This is a genomic window from Sagittula sp. P11, from assembly GCF_002814095.1.
GTDB lineage: Bacteria > Pseudomonadota > Alphaproteobacteria > Rhodobacterales > Rhodobacteraceae > Sagittula.
The window spans coordinates 791,964-808,340 of record NZ_CP021913.1 but is presented as its reverse complement, the minus strand read 5'-3'; the positions used below and the strand labels follow the sequence as shown (position 1 = coordinate 808,340).

Below are 16,377 nucleotides of genomic sequence, written 5' to 3'. Positions count from 1 at the left end.
CCGGACACCACTTCCGGCCGCCGGTGTCATGATCGCTGTCATGGCACCTTGAGAATCGCCCCGCCGCCGGAGGATACTGCCTCGCATGAGTCTGCCGACCGGTTTCCTCGATGAAATCCGCAACCGCCTGAGCCTTGCCGATGTGGTGGGGCGCAAGGTGCTGTGGGACAAGCGCAAGTCGCAACCCGGCAAGGGCGACTTGTGGGCGCCGTGCCCGTTCCACCATGAAAAGACCGCTTCTTTCCATGTCGATGACCGGAAAGGGTATTACTACTGTTTCGGCTGTCACGAGAAGGGCGACGCCATCTCCTTCGTGCAGAAGACGGAGAACGTCGGCTTCATGGAGGCGATCGAGATTCTCGCCACCGAGGCGGGGATGGAGATGCCCGCCCGCGACCCGCAGGCCAAGCAGAAGGCCGACCGCCGCACGGTTCTGGGCGAGGTCATGGAGCAGGCGGTCCAGTTCTTCCGGTTCCAGCTGAAAACACAGGCGGCCACCGACGCCCGCGCGTATCTGTCCCGGCGCGGGCTGGATACAGGCGCGCAGGAGCGGTTCGAGATCGGTTTCGCGCCCGCCGGTTGGGACAACCTCCGGCTTGCGCTCACGGGCAAGGGTGTCTCCGTCGAGCACCTCGTGGCCTGCGGCCTCTCGAAGACGTCCGACAAGGGGCGGGAGCCGTATGACGTCTTCCGCAACCGCATCATGTTCCCGATCCGCGACGCCCGCGGACGGTGCATCGCCTTTGGTGGCCGGGCGATGGACCCGGATGACAACGCCAAGTATTTGAACTCGCCCGAGACGGAGCTGTTCGACAAGTCCCGCAACCTCTACAACCTGCGCTCCGCGCGGGAGGCGACGGGCAGGGGGCAGCCGCTGATCGTGGCCGAGGGCTACATGGACGTGATCGCGCTCAGCGAGGCGGGTTTCCAGGGTTCTGTCGCGCCTCTGGGCACCGCGGTCACCGAGAACCAGCTTCACGCGATGTGGCGGCTGTCGCCGGAACCGATCATCGCGCTTGACGGGGACAAGGCCGGATTGCGCGCGGCTTACCGCGTGATCGACATTGCCTTGCCGCTGCTGGAGGCGGGCAAGGGACTGCGCTTTGCGCTCATGCCGGACGGCAAGGACCCGGATGACCTGATACGGTCCGACGGACCGGATGCGGTGCAGACCTGCCTCGACGCGGCGCTGCCGATGGTCGACCTGCTCTGGCAGCAGGAGACGGAGGGCCGCACCTTCGACAGCCCGGAACGCCGGGCCGCACTGGACAAGGCGCTGCGCGAACGGTTGCAGAAGATCAAGGACCCCTCCCTGCGCCGCCACTATGGCGAGGCGGTGCGGGAGCTTCTGGACAAGCTCTACAACCGGGCAGGCGCGCAGCCTGCCGCGCCCTGGAGCAATGGCAACGGCGGGGGATTTTCCGGCGGCTACTCAGGTGAGTTCAAGGGCGGTTTTTCCGGCAAGGGGAAGGGCGCGCGGGGCCGCCGCAAGTGGAACGCGCCCGAACCGCCCAGCCCGACGGCCAAGGCCTCCATGCTGGTTTCAGGCGGCGAGGATGCCGAAGTCGTCATGCGGCAGGAGATCGTTCTGGCCATTCTCTACCGTCATCCTACCCTTGTAGAGGCGTTCGACGGCCAGCTGGAGAATCTTGCACCCCGCGACCCCGATCTTGCCGCGCTGAAGGACGTGCTGCTCGACATGGCCGACCGTCCGGACGACCTTGCCGAGGCGGCGATGGAAAGGATCGGCTCCGAGTGGCTTGAAACCCTGCTCGCCGCGCGCCATATCGCGGTGGTTCCATGTATCCGTGCCCAAGGTGCAAAGGACCTCGCGCGGATGACCGTGGCGGAGGAGCTGGCGAAGCTTGAAGCGTACCATGGCTGGAAGGCCGAACTGAGAGAGGCGGAGGAGGACCTCGACGATCTGGCCGACGAAGCCCTGACATGGCGTCTTGCAGAGGCGGCGCGGGCGCGTTCAGCGATCGGCCGGCTGAAAGACGACAACGAGGTGGACTTCGAAATCGGGCCGAATGGCGCCCATATCGACCGGGAAGAAAAGAGCGCCCTTGATTCGCTTCTCGCGACGATTCGATTCGAAAAAGGGCGTGGATGACGTCACTTCGGTGAGAAAAAGGTAAAGAAATAAGGGTAGACGGGTTCCCGAATCACTCAAAGACGCTATTGAGTCGGTCAATCAGTGATTCGTCCTCCCCTTCGATCAGGAGAGCCGCATGGCAGCCAAGGACAACGAAGACGCCAAATCCGACGACCAGGAAGAAGAGATCAGCCTCGACATGTCGCAGGCTGCGGTCAAGAAGATGATCGCCGAAGCGCGCGAGCGTGGATACATCACCTACGACCAGCTCAACCAGGTTCTGCCGCCGGATCAGGTGTCCTCGGACCAGATCGAGGACGTCATGTCGATGCTCTCGGAAATGGGCATCCAGGTGACCGAGGACGACGAGGAAGCCGAGGAAGACGAGTCCGGCAAGGGCTCGACCGATCTTGTCGAAGCCAAGCGCGGCGGCGAGGTCGCGCTGGGATCTGGCACGACCGAAAAGCTCGACCGCACGGACGACCCGGTGCGCATGTACCTGCGCGAGATGGGCAGCGTCGAACTGCTGTCGCGCGAAGGCGAGATCGCCATAGCCAAGCGGATCGAGGCTGGTCGGAACACTATGATCCTCGGGCTCTGCGAAAGCCCGCTGACGTTCCAGGCGATCACCATCTGGCGCGAGGAACTTCTGTCCGAAGACATCCTTCTGCGTGATGTGATCGACCTCGAGACCACCTTCTCCGGCCAGATGGGCGAGGACGGTGAACTGGACGAACCCGTGGTGGATGCGTCCAACGTCGAGACGGGCACACAGCAGAAATCGGACGAACCGGAATACGACGCCGACGGCAACCCGATCAGCCGCGACGATGACGAGGACGACGACGAGCAGGCCAACATGTCGCTCGCCGCGATGGAGACGGCGCTGAAGCCGCGCGTTCTCGAAACCCTCGACCGCATCGCCCGCGACTACGAGCAACTGGCCGAAATGCAGGACAGCCGGATCTCGGCCACCCTGAACGAGGACGGCTCCTTCGACTCCGATGACGAGGCAACCTACCAGAAGCTCCGCGGCGAGATCGTCGAACTGGTGAACGGCCTTCACCTGCACAACAACCGCATCGAAGCATTGATCGACCAGCTTTACGGCATCAACAAGCGCATCATGTCCATCGACTCCGCCATGGTGAAGCTGGCCGACCAGGCCCGCATCAACCGTCGCGAATTCGTGGACGAGTATCGCGGTCACGAGCTCGATCCGAACTGGCTTGAGCGCATGGCCGAGAAGTCCGGGCGCGGCTGGCAGATGTTCATCGAGCGCTCCGCCGACAAGGTGGAGGAGCTGCGCACCGACATGGCGCAGGTCGGTCAGTACGTGGGGCTGGATATCTCTGAATTCCGCCGCATCGTGAACCAGGTGCAGAAGGGCGAGAAAGAAGCCCGGCAGGCCAAGAAGGAAATGGTCGAGGCGAACCTGCGTCTCGTGATCTCCATCGCCAAGAAATACACCAACCGCGGCCTGCAGTTCCTCGACCTCATCCAGGAAGGCAACATCGGCCTGATGAAGGCGGTGGACAAGTTCGAGTATCGCCGCGGCTACAAGTTCTCGACCTACGCGACATGGTGGATCCGTCAGGCCATCACCCGGTCCATCGCGGACCAGGCGCGGACGATCCGTATCCCGGTCCACATGATCGAGACGATCAACAAACTGGTCCGCACCGGTCGCCAGATGCTGCACGAGATCGGCCGCGAGCCGACCCCGGAAGAGCTGGCGGAAAAGCTGCAGATGCCGCTCGAGAAGGTCCGCAAGGTGATGAAGATCGCCAAGGAGCCGATCTCTCTCGAAACGCCCATCGGCGACGAGGAGGACAGCCAGCTCGGCGATTTCATCGAGGACAAGAACGCGATCCTGCCGCTGGATTCCGCCATTCAGGAAAACCTGAAGGAAACCACGACCCGCGTGCTGTCGTCCCTTACCCCGCGCGAGGAGCGGGTTCTGCGGATGCGCTTTGGCATCGGCATGAACACCGACCACACGCTGGAAGAAGTCGGCCAGCAGTTCAGCGTGACCCGCGAACGTATCCGCCAGATCGAGGCGAAGGCGCTCCGCAAGCTCAAGCACCCGTCGCGGTCGCGCAAGCTGCGCTCCTTCCTCGACCAGTAAGGCGCGGTCATGTCCATCTGGAACAAACTCTTCGGCGGCGGCGAGGCTCCAAAGCCCGCCGCCGAAGCCATTGACTACGAGGGCTTTCGCATCATCCCTCAGCCGATGTCGGAAGATGGCGGGTTCCGCATCTGCGCGATCATCGAGGCGGATATGGACGGCGAAACCCGCACTCATCGCTTGATCCGCGCCGACGTCATTCGTGACGCAGACGAGGCGCGCGAAGCCTCCGTCGCCAAGGCAAAGCAGATGATCGACCAGCAGGGCGCCCGGATCTTTTCCTGACGCCCGGGGCTGTCCGGACAGCGTACTGAGTTGCATGACAAGTTGCGCGCCCGAGTGGGCCGCCTGAAAAAAGACGCGCCCGGTGCTGGGCGCGTCTTTTCTTTGCGGAGTGCCCTCGGGATCAGCCGGTCGGCATCACGAAGATTTCCTGCACGCAGGCGCGCGGATCGGCTTCCAGCGCGAAGACCACCGCGTCGGCAATGTCCTCCGGCTTCAGCTTGTCCGGCTTTGCCTCGTCAAAGAACGGCGTATCCACCATGCCCGGTGCGATCACCGTGCAGCGTCCTCCCCATTCGCGCATTTCCTCGGCGAGGTTGCCGCCGTAGCCGTGCACGAACCACTTCGACGCGCCATAGACCGATCCCTTGATGTGCGTCCGGCCGGCGGCGGAACCGGTCAGCAGCATGTGGCCCTTGCTGGACTTCAGTGCCGGCATCGCCGCCTTGACGGTCCACAGCAGACCCAGCACGTTCAGTTGTACCAGCGTTTCCCACTCGTCAGGGTCGCCCTTCTCTGTTCCCGCAGCGGAGAGGCCTGTGCCCGCGTTGGCGAAGGCCGCGTTCAGACCGCCGAAGCGGTCCACCAGCTTGCCGATTGCCGCGCGCTGTTCCTCAAGCGAGGTCGCATCGCCCACCAAGGGAAGTGCGGCGTCCCCGAGTTCATCCGCCAGTGCTGAAAGCTTGTCCTCGGAACGTGCGAACAGCCCGACTGTCCAGCCGCGCGCCACCGCAGCCCGGGCCGTCGCGGCCCCGATCCCCGAAGAGGCGCCGGTGATGAAAAGTGTCTTGCTCATGTCTTGTGTCCTTTCGTCTTTCATCGGATCAACGTGTGCGCCGCCGCAGGTTTCCATGCGATGCGATTGAAAAATCCCGGAATTCTTCGCTTCGAATGCAAACCTTTAGCGTAGCGGGAACCATTTCCGGCGTCTCCTAGTTATCAACACGAAGGAGAGCAAAGAGATGAACAAGCTGCCAGTTTACCTGTTCGCCCTGACCGCAAGTGCCACGGCCGCATTCGCCGCGACCGAGTTTCTTGCACCCGTCGAGCCGGAAGTGATCGAGATCGAAGTGTCCCCCGACGACCTCGCCCGCTGCCAGGAAACGCTCGCGCAAGTGGCGCAGATGCCCATCGTGTCGGACAGCGGTCGTCCGCTTCCGGCCTCCTCAGCCGATGGTCTTCCCAGCGTGGCCTGCGTGGTCCGGGACGTCTGATTGCCCCTTTGGCGGGCGCGCCACCTCCCGGCGCGTCCGCTTTTCGCTTTCAGTACTTTTTCAGCTCAGGTGCTCGTTGAAGAAGGCGAGCGTTCTTTGCCACGCCAGTTCCGCAGCCGCCTCGTCGTAACGCGGCGTTGAATCGTTGTGGAAGCCGTGGTTGACCCCCGGATAAATGTGCGCCGTGTAGGTCTTGCCGTGCTCCTTGAGCGCCGCCTCGTACTCCGGCCAGCCTTCGTTGACGCGTTCGTCCAGCTCGGCATAGTGCAGCAGGAGCGGCGCTTCGATCTTCGGCACGTCCGCCGCATTCGCCTGACGACCGTAGAACGGCACCGATGCGTTCAGTTCGGGATAGGCAACTGCGAGGGCATTGCAGACCCCGCCGCCATAGCAGAACCCCACGCATCCGACTTTGCCCGTCGTGGCCTCATGCGCGGCAAGCCATTCGTAGGCCGCGAAGAAATCGTTCATCAGCTTGGTGCTGTCGACCGTCTGCTGCAGCTCTCGCCCCTCTGCGTCATTGCCGGGGTAGCCGCCGACAGAGGTCAGACCGTCCGGCGCAACCGCGATGAACCCGGCCTTTGCCAGACGGCGCGCGACGTCCTCGATGTAGGGGTTCAGGCCGCGGTTCTCGTGAATGACGACGACCGCAGGCAGCGGACCTTCGGCTCCGGCCGGGGTCACGAGGTAGCCGCGCACCTCGCCGTGCCCGTTGGGGGACGGGTACATCACGTATTCCGGCAGAATGTCGGGGTCGTTGAAACTGACCTGTTCCGCCAGCGCATAATTCGGAGAAAGCATGTTCAGCAGGGCAGCGGCTGTCAGACCGCCCACCGCGAACCGGGCCGCACCATCGAGGAACTCCCGTTTCGAGATCTTCCCGTGTGCGTAGAAATCGTAAAGATCCAGCAGTTCCTGGTCGAAATCCTCGGCGGTCATCCGGCGCGGCGGCGTATGATCGTTCATTCTTCCTCTCCCTTGTGGCCCCACGTCCATTGCCGTTGCGGCGCGTTCACGTGGATGCAAGGAAGGTTAGGACGACTCGTTCAGAACCACAGAGACAATCAGTGCAGACAACCTTCACGATTTCGACAACCGGCCCCGGCCTCTACGAATTCACCCGCGACGTGACGCGTTGGGCCGGGCAGGGGGGCGATGGCCTGCTGACGCTGTTCGTCCGGCACACCTCGGCCTCCCTGCTGATCCAGGAGAATGCCGACCCGGAGGTGCAGACGGATCTGCGTGCCTTCTTTGACCGGCTCGTGCCACCCAGCACGCATCCCTCGATGGCCTACCTGACTCACACGTACGAAGGTCCCGACGACATGCCCGCGCACATCAAGGCGGCGCTGATGCCCGTGTCCCTGACGATCCCGGTCACGCAGGGGCGGCTCGCGCTGGGGACGTGGCAGGGGATCTACCTGTTCGAGCACAGATCGGCACCGCATCAACGCCAAGTGGCCGCCCACCTAGGCTGAGGGATGCCTGTGCCCGGCCCCCGTTTCAAATGCGAGCGGCACGGACGTCTTGATCGCCAAAGCCGCATCGCATCCCTCCCCACGCTCTGCTAGCGTATCGTTCGACCCTTTTTCAGGACCAGTCACAGCCCCTCATGCCACGCCCCCGCCGTCTTTTCCTTGCTCTCGCCACAGTGGCGGCCATCGGCATTGCCGGTGCGGTGATCGGCTTGCCGGAGATCATCGCGCGCCGGGCAGCGCAGGTGGCCCAGACCTGCCTCGACCTTGCGGATCGCGAGACGCGCTGCAGGTTCATCGGCGGGCCGCTGGAGATGCAGGGGCAGCCCGTCTTCATGGAGGGGTTCAACCAAGCCTTCCTGCCCACCCGGGACGAGATCGAGTTCATCGACGCCAGCGGCGAGACATGGACCGCTCCCCGGCAGACACTGACCGACGGTGCCACGATCCCGCCGATCTTCGCGCCGCTCATCGGGGACCGCCAAAGTCGCGAATACCTCATGGCGGCGGCGCTGCACGATGCCTATTGCGGTGTCGGCAACGATGCCCTGCCGACGTGGCGCACCCGCGCGTGGCAGGACGTGCACCGCATGTTCTACGAGGCGCTTTTGGTCAACGGAACGCCACCGCAGAAGGCGAAGATCATGTTCGCGGCGGTCTATCTGGGCGGTCCGCGCTGGGACGATCCGGCGCGCGATCTGTCCGAAGTGCCGCAAGAGGCGCTGCAGAAGGAAATGGCGTGGTGCCTCGAATGGATCGAACAGACCGACCCGGACGTGGAGGCCATCGCCGCATGGATGACGAAGCGGGAGGCCGATCTGAAGGCGGGAAAGCAGGTCCGGCCCGCCGTTCTCGGCGCTCCCGCCAGTGAATGACGCCTTCGCGTTGCGTAAACACAGCACCATCTGGGGGGAAGATTATTTCTCTACCCAAAACTTGGGCGCCGTCCTATAGTGACTGTGGATAATTGGGGAACAACCCCATGACCGAGGCAGGAACATTGAGAAACGAGGGGACAGGCCGATGCGCTGCCCGTTTTGCGGAAATATCGACACTCAAGTGAAGGACTCCCGGCCGGCCGAAGACCACGTGTCGATCCGCCGCCGTCGCTTCTGCCCCGCCTGCGGCGGGCGTTTCACCACCTACGAGCGTGTGCAGCTGCGTGACCTCGTGGTCATCAAGTCCAACGGACGGCGCGAGGATTTCGACCGCGACAAGCTGGAACGCTCGATCCGGATCGCCCTCCAGAAACGCCCGATAGAGCCGGAGCGCATCGACCAGATGATTTCCGGGATCGTGCGGCGGCTGGAAAGCATGGGCGAAACCGACATCCCCTCCAAGATGATCGGCGAGATCGTGATGGAGACGCTGGCCCGTATCGACACCGTGGCCTACGTCCGGTTTGCCAGCGTTTACAAGAACTTCCAGGCGGCGGACGACTTCGACAAGTTCGTCTCCGAGCTGCGGCCCGACCCGAACCTGCCGCCGCCGGCCAAGTGACGGCTTCCGACGCGCGCTTTATGGCCCAGGCTCTGGCCTTGGGCCGCCGCGGCATGGGCCAGACTTGGCCCAACCCAGCCGTCGGCTGCCTGATCGTGCGCAAGGGCCGCGTCGTCGGGCGGGGCTGGACGCAGCCTTCGGGCCGCCCGCACGCAGAAACGCAGGCGCTGGCCATGGCCGGGGAGGCCGCCCGCGGCGCAACGGCCTATGTCACACTCGAACCCTGCGCGCATCACGGCAAGACACCACCCTGCACGGACGCGCTGATTGCGGCCGGTGTCGCACGGGTGGTTGCTCCGATCGCCGACAGCGACCCGAGGGTCGCCGGGCAAGGGTTTGAAAAGCTGAGGCAAAACGGTATCGAGGTCCGCACCGGGGTTCTGGCTCAGGAAGCGATGCATGACCATGCCGGTTTCTTCCTGCGGGTCGAGCATGGACGCCCCTGGCTGACGCTGAAACTGGCCATGAGCGTCGACGGGCGGATCGCCACGGCGACCGGCGAAAGCCAGTGGATCACCGGACCGGAGGCGCGCCACGCAGTGCACGCCCTGCGCGCCAGTCATGACGCCGTTCTGGTCGGGGGCGGGACGGCCCGCGCCGACAATCCGCGCCTTACCGTCCGCGGGTTTGACCGCAGCCGGCCTCCGGTCCGCATCGTGGCGTCGCGCCACCTCGACCTGCCGCTGCTCAGCGACCTTGCCCGTACCGCAAAGGACGTTCCCGTCTGGCTCTGCCACGGGGCGGATGCGCGCGGTGACCTGCTGACCGCCTGGCAGGGCATCGGGGCGCGCCTGCTTACCGTGCCGCTTGCGGGCGGGCGGCTGGATGCCGCGGCTTTGCTGAAGACTTTGGGGCAGGAGGGGCTGACACGGGTCTTCTGCGAGGGCGGCGGCCAGCTGGCCGCATCGCTTCTGGCGCAGGACCTCGTGGACGAACTTCACGTGTTCACCGCGGGCTTGGCACTGGGTGCCGAAGGCCATCCGGGGATAGGCGCGCTGGGGGTCGACAGGCTCCGCGAAGCGCCCCGTTTCACCCTTGTGGATGTTTGCCAGCGAGGGGGCGACGTCCAGCACGTCTGGAGGCGGGGTTCCGCGACGTAAAAGTGCTTTGTCGCCAGATGTTTATATGATCGGAAAACCTATCCGAAAGCATATCAAAATCTGTGGACAACTCTGAAAATAACTATTTCTCAGAGAGATGGACCAATTCCCTGTGAATAAAGGTTAACGCCGCCAGATCCACGTGTGGCTGGCCAGTGCGCCCTGCAGTTTCGACAGGCCGCGATTCAGCGGACCGGGGTGTGGGATCGGGCCTTCTTTCAGCCGGTGAATGACCGTCTCGACGCTGCAAGCCTCGCGCATGTGCGGGTCGTGGTAACGCGGGTAATCGATCAATACCGCGTGGACGAGCGATTCCAGCGAGGGGCGCGGCCCGCTCAGCCGCCGGGCGGGGATCGGGCCGAGATCGCGAGTCAGGCCCCAGCCGGCATAGAAGGGCACGCCAAGCGTCACCACCTTGAGACCGCGCAGCAGCGCCTCGAACCCGGTCTGAGAGGTCATGGTCCAGACTTCGTCCACGGCATCCAGGACCTGTGCGATATCGGCGCCGTCCAGACGCGCATCCGCCCATCGCATGGGATCCTCGACGGCGCCCTTGCGCAGCCCTGCCTCTACGTCGGGGTGGGGCTTCCAGAGTATGACAGCGGACGGGTTCGCTTGGCGCGCGCGCTTCAGCAATTCGGTGTTCGACTGGACCATCGGGCTGCCGCGCAGGATGGAGGCGTCGTCCTCCACCTGTCCGGGCACCAGGATGCGGTGGCCTTCCGGCAGGTCGGGCAATCCGCCCGAAAGGTTGTATTTGGACAAGCCACCCGAGACCATCGCCTGTATAAGTCTGTGGACACGTTCGATCTGGTCAGATCGCAGGCCGCCCGCGCGGCGTTGAATCATGTGTTCCAGGGCCGACGGTGTCTCCGGATCGAAGTGAATCCCATCGGGATCGAGCACGAGAGACAGGGGCGGCACCAGCGTCGCACCCAATCCGCGCGATCTGAGAAACCCGTCCTCCAGATGCACGCCCCGTCCGCCACCGGCATTGGCCCATATCATCAGGCGGCGGCCGGTTTGCTGCGAAAGCTCCACAGCCTTGTCCACATCATCTTCGAACCGCAGGCGCTTCTCCTTGCCGAAGAATTTCTGCAGAAGGCCCCTTTTCCACAGCCGGGCGCTCGACACGATCCAGCCGTGGCGATCCTCGCGCCAGGCGCGCGTGCGGGCTTCGAGAGAGCCGATCACGTCCTCAAGCTGACACAGCCGGTCGCGGTGTGGGTCGTACCATGTCGGGTAAAGGATCATCGCGCCTGCGAACAACTGTGCACGGGTCAGGCGACGGTTTCGGCGGGGGAAGACCTCTTCGTCGTCGGTCAGGCCCCATCCGGCGTAGAACGGCCGCCCGAAGACGCGCGGCTTGTGGCCCGCAACGATTGCCTCGAACCCCATTTGCGAGGACAGGGTATAGACCCGGACCGCGCCTTCAAGCAGAACCCACGGGCTGGCATCGCCGTCGTAGAGCGTGACAGGGCCGCCTGCGTCCTCATCACGGAAATGGCCGTCGCGCAGCGCCTGCGCCGTTTCCGGATGGGTTTTTACGACGATCCGGGCGCCGGGGTTTTCCTCTCGTGCGACGAACAGCATCTCGAGGAAACGAGAGCGGTCACCGCCCGAGGCGCGCACGGAAGCATCGCCAACTGTCTGATCCACAACAAGAACATAACCGGGGGCAGGGGCCTCCGCTTCCGGATCGGAGGCGCTGTACTTCGAGAGACGTCCGTCCTGCAGCCGCGCCATGGCACCCCGTGCGCGTTCCAGCAAGGCGTGGTCGTCAAGCGGCTCGGTCGCCAGCAGCCGCTCCAGATCGGACGGCGCACCGCCGTCGAAATGCACGCCACTCCGGTCGATCAGCAGGCCGAAGGGCGGCTCTCCCCGCCGACCGGGATGGAGGGAGCGCAGGAAGGCATCTTCTACCCGGACCAGCGACGCCCCCGACCTCTCGGCCATGCGTTCGCCGCGCCAGGCGTAAGGCGATTGCCCCCAGACGCCCACAAGGTCGTCGGGGCCGGGCATACCCAGCGACACCCGGTATCCTGCAAGATCCAGAATGCGACGCACTTGTTTCTGCCGCAGGAAGCCTGCAGCGAAAACGAAAAGGCGCCGGGAAGTTTCCTCCCCGGCGCGACCCTGTCCCTCGGGTAAGTTCAAGTTAGTCCCCGCTGCCACTGAGCGTGTCGGAAATATCGGTGACCGTTGCCACCGAGCTGAGCGATCCTGTCAGGGATGCGATGGTCTTGTCCCACTGCACATACGGCGCTTCGGTCACGTAGAGCGTGTCCTGGTCGCGGATGACGAAGTCGCGTGCCATGAACATGCCGTTCGGTTCGGTCAGGTCCAGCACGTAGACCATGCGCTGTGCACCGACCAGGTCTGTCCGGCCCAGGACGTGGTTGGCGATTTCCGCGGGTTCGTTGCGGAACACGAAAACGCCGGTCGGATCTGCCGTGGCCGAGATCAGGCCGCCGACGGTTGCGATGGCCTCGACGGCAGAGATGCTCTGCGCCTCGAAGGGAACGCGCGCCTGTGTGCCCGTCGCGCCAAGCGCGGTGAAGGCGCGGGTGTCCTCTTCGACCAGGATGCGGTCGCCGCCGCGCAGGGCGATGTCGAAATCGGGGTTCTTGTAGAGGTCCTGGAACCAGATCGTCTCGGTCCGGTTGCCGCGGATGATCTTGATCTGCGCGATCTCCGGCTTGATCGTGACGCCACCGGCGCGTGCGATCATCGAGGACAGCGTCCGGGTCGGACGTTCGATGGCATAGACGCCCTGACCGCTGATCGACCCCAGCAGGCTGACGGTGGACCCGTCACCCGCCAGCCGGCGCACCTGTACCTGCGGATCGGGTGTCTGGTCTTCAAGCTTGGCGGTGATGATCTGGCGGATGCGTTCGGGCGTGTTCCCGGCGGCACGGATGCGGCCAGCGTAGGGAATGAAGATGAAACCGGAGCCGTCGACCTGCACTTCTTCGAGGATGGCCGGCCCGCTGCCGCCGGTAGCGCCGCCACCGGCGCCCAGAAGCGGATCGTCGACGTTTTCCCAGATCGTCAGGCCCAGTGTGTCCCCGGGCTGGATCGTGTCCGACCCGACGACAGAGGCATTCCGGAAGCCTTCAGAGAAGCCGAGCGCCGGAACCACGGCCGTGGCCCGCGTCACCCGGTCGTTCACCGCGACAATGAAGGAGTCACCCTCCCTCTGAACAGATCCTGCAAAGATTTCGCGTTTGTTCGGGCCAACGCGCGGAAGGCCGCAGGATGCCAGAATCGACACCGCGGCCAGCATGGCGACGCTCCTCGCCCACCGGGAGGGGGTACTTTTCACTGCTCGGTCTCCTCGACCTGAAGTCTGCCTCGGTTTTATATGGGTGACCTTTGTGGTCCCCGATTTTTCCACAGGTTAGAGGCTGCTGACGAAGAAATCCAGCTTTGCGGACCGGTCGGGTCAGTGCACCACGCGCAACTGTTGCCTTGGGGCCGCGGTTCCGCGTTCGAAGGCGTCGTAAGGATCGTCCCCGGCCAGCATCATGTCGACCACTTGCCGCAGCAATTGCCGCCGCCCGCGGGCCGAATAGAAACCGCCGGGAAGTTGCGAGGTTTCAAGAAGATAGCGGCGGTAGTCCTTGTAGGCCTTGTTATCGGGCCGGGAGGGCAGGGCAAAGAACTCGGGCAGTGGCTGGGTGGAGACGAACTCCGGCTTGGCATAGACCGCATCGCCGAACACCTTGAGCGGAATGCCGCGCCACAACACCTGCTGTGCAGCCGTAGAGTTCACGGTAACGGCGGTGCGCGCATCGTTCAGCAGCTGCGCCAGCTTGCCGCCGCGCACGTAATGGACCCGGTCGCCCACGCCGTGGCGCTTCGCGGCCGCGCGGATCGCCTTGCGCACACCGGCACGGTCGTCTTCCAGCGGATGCGCCTTGAACACGAGGTGGTGGTGGCCGGGGGCGCCCGACGCGAAGCCCTCGATCACCATCCCGAGGAAATCGGGCATCGTGGTGAAGGGGGAGTGTTTCTGGAAGCTGGAGTCATGCTCCAGTTGCATCAGGCACAGGTGGTAGGGGAATCCGCCCTGCCGGATGCGCAGCGTGGCGATCACGCGGTCCGCCCAGGTGAGCGGCATCAAGGTCAGGCGCTGGAGGTACAGCAGGAATTCCTGGAATACCGTCAGGGAGCGGTGCGGCTGGAAGTTGCGGAAATCGCCGTTCCGGAACATCACGAACCAATGGTAGAGCGCGCCATAGAAGATATGCTGCCGCATGTCGCCCCAATGCGCCGGGGGCAGGGGGGCCTCCATGTCGGACTTCTCAAGCGCGCGGCGCATGTCCGCAACGGTCATGTCCATCAGCCGTGAGTGCCCGTTGGAACCGCCGCGTTCATACGTCACCCAGTAGGGGCGCATGTAGCCTTCTTCGAAGACGTGCACGGTGATGCCGCGGCGGCGCGCTTCCTCCACCGCCTCGGCGTGGATGCGGCGCACGTCGCCGTACAGCACGAGGTCGGTGATCCGCTTCTCGTGCAGGAGGTCGATCAGCCAGGCCCGCCACTGGTCCTGCGTGCCGCGGAAGGGCAGGAAGGTCTTCGGATGGAACCAGAAGGCCCGGTCCCCGGCGTTGAAACCGACACGCCAGACCTTCGCGCCGGTCTTGCGCAGCATCTGGGCCAGACGGTGGAAGAACGGCCCGTGCGGTCCCTGAAGGAACAGAAAGACCCTCTGGTCGCCGCTGCCCTTGCTGATCTTCGCCATATCGCCCATGCGTGCCCTTCGAACGTCCCTGTCGCGTGCCAACCGACCTTGTGGAGACCTTCCGTATATGTGATGCCTTTGTTGCCAAACTATTCAAAGAGTTCGGCGAAATTAAGGCTTTGTAAACTCACGAATCCGGCGGAGGCAGCATGTTCACGGGGATCATCACGGATGTTGGCGAAGTGCGCGCGCTGGAGCGCCGCGGCGATCTTCGCGCACGGATCGGCACCAAATACAAGACCGCCTCCATCGACATGGGCGCCTCGATCGCCTGCAACGGTGTCTGCCTGACGGTGATCGGGCTGGGCCCTGACTGGTTCGAGGTCGACATCAGCGCCGAGACGCTGTCGAAGACGACCATCGGCGGCAACGATGGCTGGACCGAGGGCAGCAAGATCAACCTCGAGCGCGCGCTGAAGGTCGGGGACGAACTGGGCGGGCATATCGTGTCGGGACACGTGGACGGGGTCGCCACGGTGGTGGGCATGCAGGACGAGGGCGACAGCACGCGCGTCACCTTCGACGCGCCCGAGGCGCTGGCCCGTTTCATCGCGCCGAAGGGATCGGTGGCGCTGAACGGCACCTCTCTGACGGTGAACGAAGTGGACGGCACGACCTTCGGGATCAACTTCATCCCGCACACCAAGGAAGTCACGACCTGGGGACTGACCGCCGTCGGCGACCGCATCAACCTGGAGATCGACACGCTCGCCCGGTACGTTGCGCGGCTGCGGGATTTCGACTGACCTGTCGTTGCCATCCCGCCGGACCTGTCATTCGGCGGGCTGGAACCCCACGATAAGCTGACGCAGTCCGAACGCGGCACCGGCAAAGATCGACGCGAAGGTGACCGGCGCCGAGAAGGCGAGTACGGAGAACGCCGACAGCCCCTGGCCGATGGAGCAGCCGAGCGCCACGACGGCGCCGCCGCCCATGAGCGCCGCCCCGAAGATCTGGCGGCGCAGTTCCCGCGGATCCTCGCAGGCTTCCCAGCGGAAATGCCCCTTGATCAGCGACCCGATGAAGGCGCCCGCCCAGACCCCGGCGACCGATCCCACCGCAAACGACAGGGGCCGTGCAGAGCCGGTCATCCACCACAGGATCGTGTCGCCCAGCGGGGCCGCGAAGCTGTGGGAGACGACAGGCAGCGCCTCGAACCCGCGGTGCGCCACCCATGACGTTCCGGCCCAGGCCAGGATGACCGCGAGCCCTACCGCTGCGGACCACAGGACGCGAGACGGTTTCTCCCACACCGCGCGGGCCGCGCCAGAGCCGATCATGATCAGTGCGCCGATTGTCATGCCGATGACCGGCACCGACAGGCCCGACATGGCGGCAAGCTGATGTGCAATGCCGGGCGGGACCTCGGTGGTGACGGGCACCTGGGGGAAGAGCATGCCCCGCAAGGGCGCGAGCGGGCCGGACAGCACGACGAAGGTGCTGACGCCCATGACCAGCACGATGACGAAGCTGCGCAGGTCGCCGCCGCCCAGCCGGGCGATGGCGCCGTAGCCGCAATTGCCCGACAGCGCCATGCCGTAGCCGAAGACCAAGCCGCCCACGATGGAGGCGAGCGGCATCCAGCGGATCGACAGGTAATAGGTTTCGCTCTCGACCAGCAGGCCCGAGGCCATGAGGGCGAAGCTGCCCATGATCGCAAGGCCGATGGCGATGCCCCACATGCGCAGGCGCACGGTCGAACCGCCATACAGGGCGTCCTCGATGGCGCCGAGCGTGCAGAAGCGTCCAAGGCGGGCTGCAAGGCCCAGCAGAATGCCGCTGCCAAGGCCGATCAGAGCGACCATCTGGTGCTCGCCCACAAGTTCCAACATGCCA

Annotated in this window: 15 protein-coding genes; 9 read left to right on the top strand and 6 right to left on the bottom strand. The window is 64.6% G+C overall.

The genetic code is table 11. The features are described from left to right. Nucleotides 1-85 precede the first annotated feature (85 nt). The 3 genes from dnaG (at nt 86) to CDO87_RS03930 (ending at nt 4,508) form a co-directional block, all read left to right on the top strand. The gene (dnaG, locus tag CDO87_RS03940; RefSeq protein ID WP_100927560.1) at nt 86-2,113 is read left to right on the top strand and encodes a DNA primase; all 2,028 of its coding nucleotides are present in this window, start codon (nt 86-88) and stop codon (nt 2,111-2,113) included. A 118-nt stretch (nt 2,114-2,231) separates the two neighbouring features. Beyond that, nucleotides 2,232-4,223: an RNA polymerase sigma factor RpoD gene (rpoD, locus tag CDO87_RS03935; RefSeq protein ID WP_100927559.1), complete on the top strand. Its 1,992-nt coding sequence runs from the start codon at nt 2,232-2,234 to the stop codon at nt 4,221-4,223. 9 nt (nt 4,224-4,232) lie between these two features. Then, nucleotides 4,233-4,508: an HlyU family transcriptional regulator gene (locus tag CDO87_RS03930; RefSeq protein WP_100927558.1), complete on the top strand. Its 276-nt coding sequence runs from the start codon at nt 4,233-4,235 to the stop codon at nt 4,506-4,508. Nucleotides 4,509-4,629: 121 nt separating this feature from the next. Here the strand turns inward: CDO87_RS03930 and CDO87_RS03925 are convergent, their stop codons facing one another. Further along, on the bottom strand, nt 4,630-5,301 hold the full coding sequence (locus CDO87_RS03925; RefSeq protein WP_100927557.1) for an SDR family oxidoreductase: 672 nt from the start codon (nt 5,299-5,301) through the stop codon (nt 4,630-4,632). 166 nt (nt 5,302-5,467) lie between these two features. On the opposite strand from CDO87_RS03925, the gene CDO87_RS03920 reads away from it, so the two are divergent. After that, nucleotides 5,468-5,719 (top strand): hypothetical protein, encoded by a 252-nt coding sequence (locus CDO87_RS03920; protein ID WP_100927556.1) that lies wholly within the window; start codon nt 5,468-5,470, stop codon nt 5,717-5,719. Nucleotides 5,720-5,779: 60 nt separating this feature from the next. On the opposite strand, the gene yghX is transcribed toward CDO87_RS03920, so the two are convergent. Then, a complete protein-coding gene (yghX, locus tag CDO87_RS03915) occupies nt 5,780-6,685 on the bottom strand; it encodes a YghX family hydrolase (RefSeq protein ID WP_100927555.1) in 906 nt (301 codons plus the stop codon). 101 nt (nt 6,686-6,786) lie between these two features. On the opposite strand from yghX, the gene CDO87_RS03910 reads away from it, so the two are divergent. The 4 genes from CDO87_RS03910 to ribD all read left to right on the top strand — a co-directional run bounded on the left by CDO87_RS03910 (nt 6,787) and on the right by ribD (nt 9,794). Continuing rightward, complete coding sequence (locus CDO87_RS03910) at nt 6,787-7,197, top strand: secondary thiamine-phosphate synthase enzyme YjbQ (RefSeq protein WP_100927554.1); 411 nt, start codon at nt 6,787-6,789, stop codon at nt 7,195-7,197. Nucleotides 7,198-7,331: 134 nt separating this feature from the next. Continuing rightward, on the top strand, nt 7,332-8,069 hold the full coding sequence (locus tag CDO87_RS03905; protein WP_100927553.1) for a DUF1353 domain-containing protein: 738 nt from the start codon (nt 7,332-7,334) through the stop codon (nt 8,067-8,069). 148 nt (nt 8,070-8,217) lie between these two features. Then, nucleotides 8,218-8,694 (top strand): transcriptional regulator NrdR, encoded by a 477-nt coding sequence (gene nrdR / locus CDO87_RS03900; protein ID WP_100927552.1) that lies wholly within the window; start codon nt 8,218-8,220, stop codon nt 8,692-8,694. A gap of 20 nt (nt 8,695-8,714) precedes the next feature. After that, a complete protein-coding gene (gene ribD, locus CDO87_RS03895) occupies nt 8,715-9,794 on the top strand; it encodes a bifunctional diaminohydroxyphosphoribosylaminopyrimidine deaminase/5-amino-6-(5-phosphoribosylamino)uracil reductase RibD (protein ID WP_100927551.1) in 1,080 nt (359 codons plus the stop codon). Between the two features lie 123 nt (nt 9,795-9,917). Here ribD and CDO87_RS03890 read toward each other — a convergent pair whose 3' ends face one another. The 3 genes from CDO87_RS03890 to CDO87_RS03880 all read right to left on the bottom strand — a co-directional run bounded on the left by CDO87_RS03890 (nt 9,918) and on the right by CDO87_RS03880 (nt 14,550). Then, a complete protein-coding gene (locus CDO87_RS03890; protein WP_100927550.1) occupies nt 9,918-11,861 on the bottom strand; it encodes a capsular polysaccharide biosynthesis protein in 1,944 nt (647 codons plus the stop codon). Between the two features lie 91 nt (nt 11,862-11,952). After that, nucleotides 11,953-13,080, bottom strand: coding sequence for a polysaccharide biosynthesis/export family protein (locus CDO87_RS03885; protein WP_100927549.1), 1,128 nt, complete (start codon nt 13,078-13,080; stop codon nt 11,953-11,955). Nucleotides 13,081-13,239: 159 nt separating this feature from the next. After that, nucleotides 13,240-14,550 carry a capsule biosynthesis protein gene (locus CDO87_RS03880; protein ID WP_254698324.1) on the bottom strand — a complete coding sequence of 437 codons (1,311 nt, stop codon included), beginning with the start codon at nt 14,548-14,550 and terminating at the stop codon, nt 13,240-13,242. A gap of 140 nt (nt 14,551-14,690) precedes the next feature. Between CDO87_RS03880 and CDO87_RS03875 the strand changes: the two genes are divergently transcribed. Beyond that, complete coding sequence (locus tag CDO87_RS03875) at nt 14,691-15,287, top strand: riboflavin synthase (RefSeq protein ID WP_100927548.1); 597 nt, start codon at nt 14,691-14,693, stop codon at nt 15,285-15,287. 27 nt (nt 15,288-15,314) lie between these two features. Here CDO87_RS03875 and CDO87_RS03870 read toward each other — a convergent pair whose 3' ends face one another. Beyond that, the gene (locus CDO87_RS03870) at nt 15,315-16,373 is read right to left on the bottom strand and encodes a YeeE/YedE family protein (protein WP_100927547.1); all 1,059 of its coding nucleotides are present in this window, start codon (nt 16,371-16,373) and stop codon (nt 15,315-15,317) included. Nucleotides 16,374-16,377: the final 4 nt, after the last annotated feature.

Bases quoted from the DNA above. Each gene is read 5' to 3' on its own strand.
- nrdR (WP_100927552.1), top strand. From the start codon at position 8,218: ATGCGCTGCCCGTTTTGCGGAAATATCGACACTCAAGTGAAGGACTCC.
- CDO87_RS03930 (WP_100927558.1), top strand. From the start codon at position 4,233: ATGTCCATCTGGAACAAACTCTTCGGCGGCGGCGAGGCTCCAAAGCCC.
- CDO87_RS03880 (WP_254698324.1), bottom strand. From the start codon at position 14,550: ATGGGCGATATGGCGAAGATCAGCAAGGGCAGCGGCGACCAGAGGGTC.
- CDO87_RS03905 (WP_100927553.1), top strand. From the start codon at position 7,332: ATGCCACGCCCCCGCCGTCTTTTCCTTGCTCTCGCCACAGTGGCGGCC.
- CDO87_RS03875 (WP_100927548.1), top strand. From the start codon at position 14,691: ATGTTCACGGGGATCATCACGGATGTTGGCGAAGTGCGCGCGCTGGAG.
- ribD (WP_100927551.1), top strand. From the start codon at position 8,715: ATGGCCCAGGCTCTGGCCTTGGGCCGCCGCGGCATGGGCCAGACTTGG.
- dnaG (WP_100927560.1), top strand. From the start codon at position 86: ATGAGTCTGCCGACCGGTTTCCTCGATGAAATCCGCAACCGCCTGAGC.
- CDO87_RS03920 (WP_100927556.1), top strand. From the start codon at position 5,468: ATGAACAAGCTGCCAGTTTACCTGTTCGCCCTGACCGCAAGTGCCACG.
- CDO87_RS03885 (WP_100927549.1), bottom strand. From the start codon at position 13,080: ATGCTGGCCGCGGTGTCGATTCTGGCATCCTGCGGCCTTCCGCGCGTT.
- yghX (WP_100927555.1), bottom strand. From the start codon at position 6,685: ATGAACGATCATACGCCGCCGCGCCGGATGACCGCCGAGGATTTCGAC.
- CDO87_RS03925 (WP_100927557.1), bottom strand. From the start codon at position 5,301: ATGAGCAAGACACTTTTCATCACCGGCGCCTCTTCGGGGATCGGGGCC.
- rpoD (WP_100927559.1), top strand. From the start codon at position 2,232: ATGGCAGCCAAGGACAACGAAGACGCCAAATCCGACGACCAGGAAGAA.
- CDO87_RS03870 (WP_100927547.1), bottom strand. From the start codon at position 16,373: ATGTTGGAACTTGTGGGCGAGCACCAGATGGTCGCTCTGATCGGCCTT.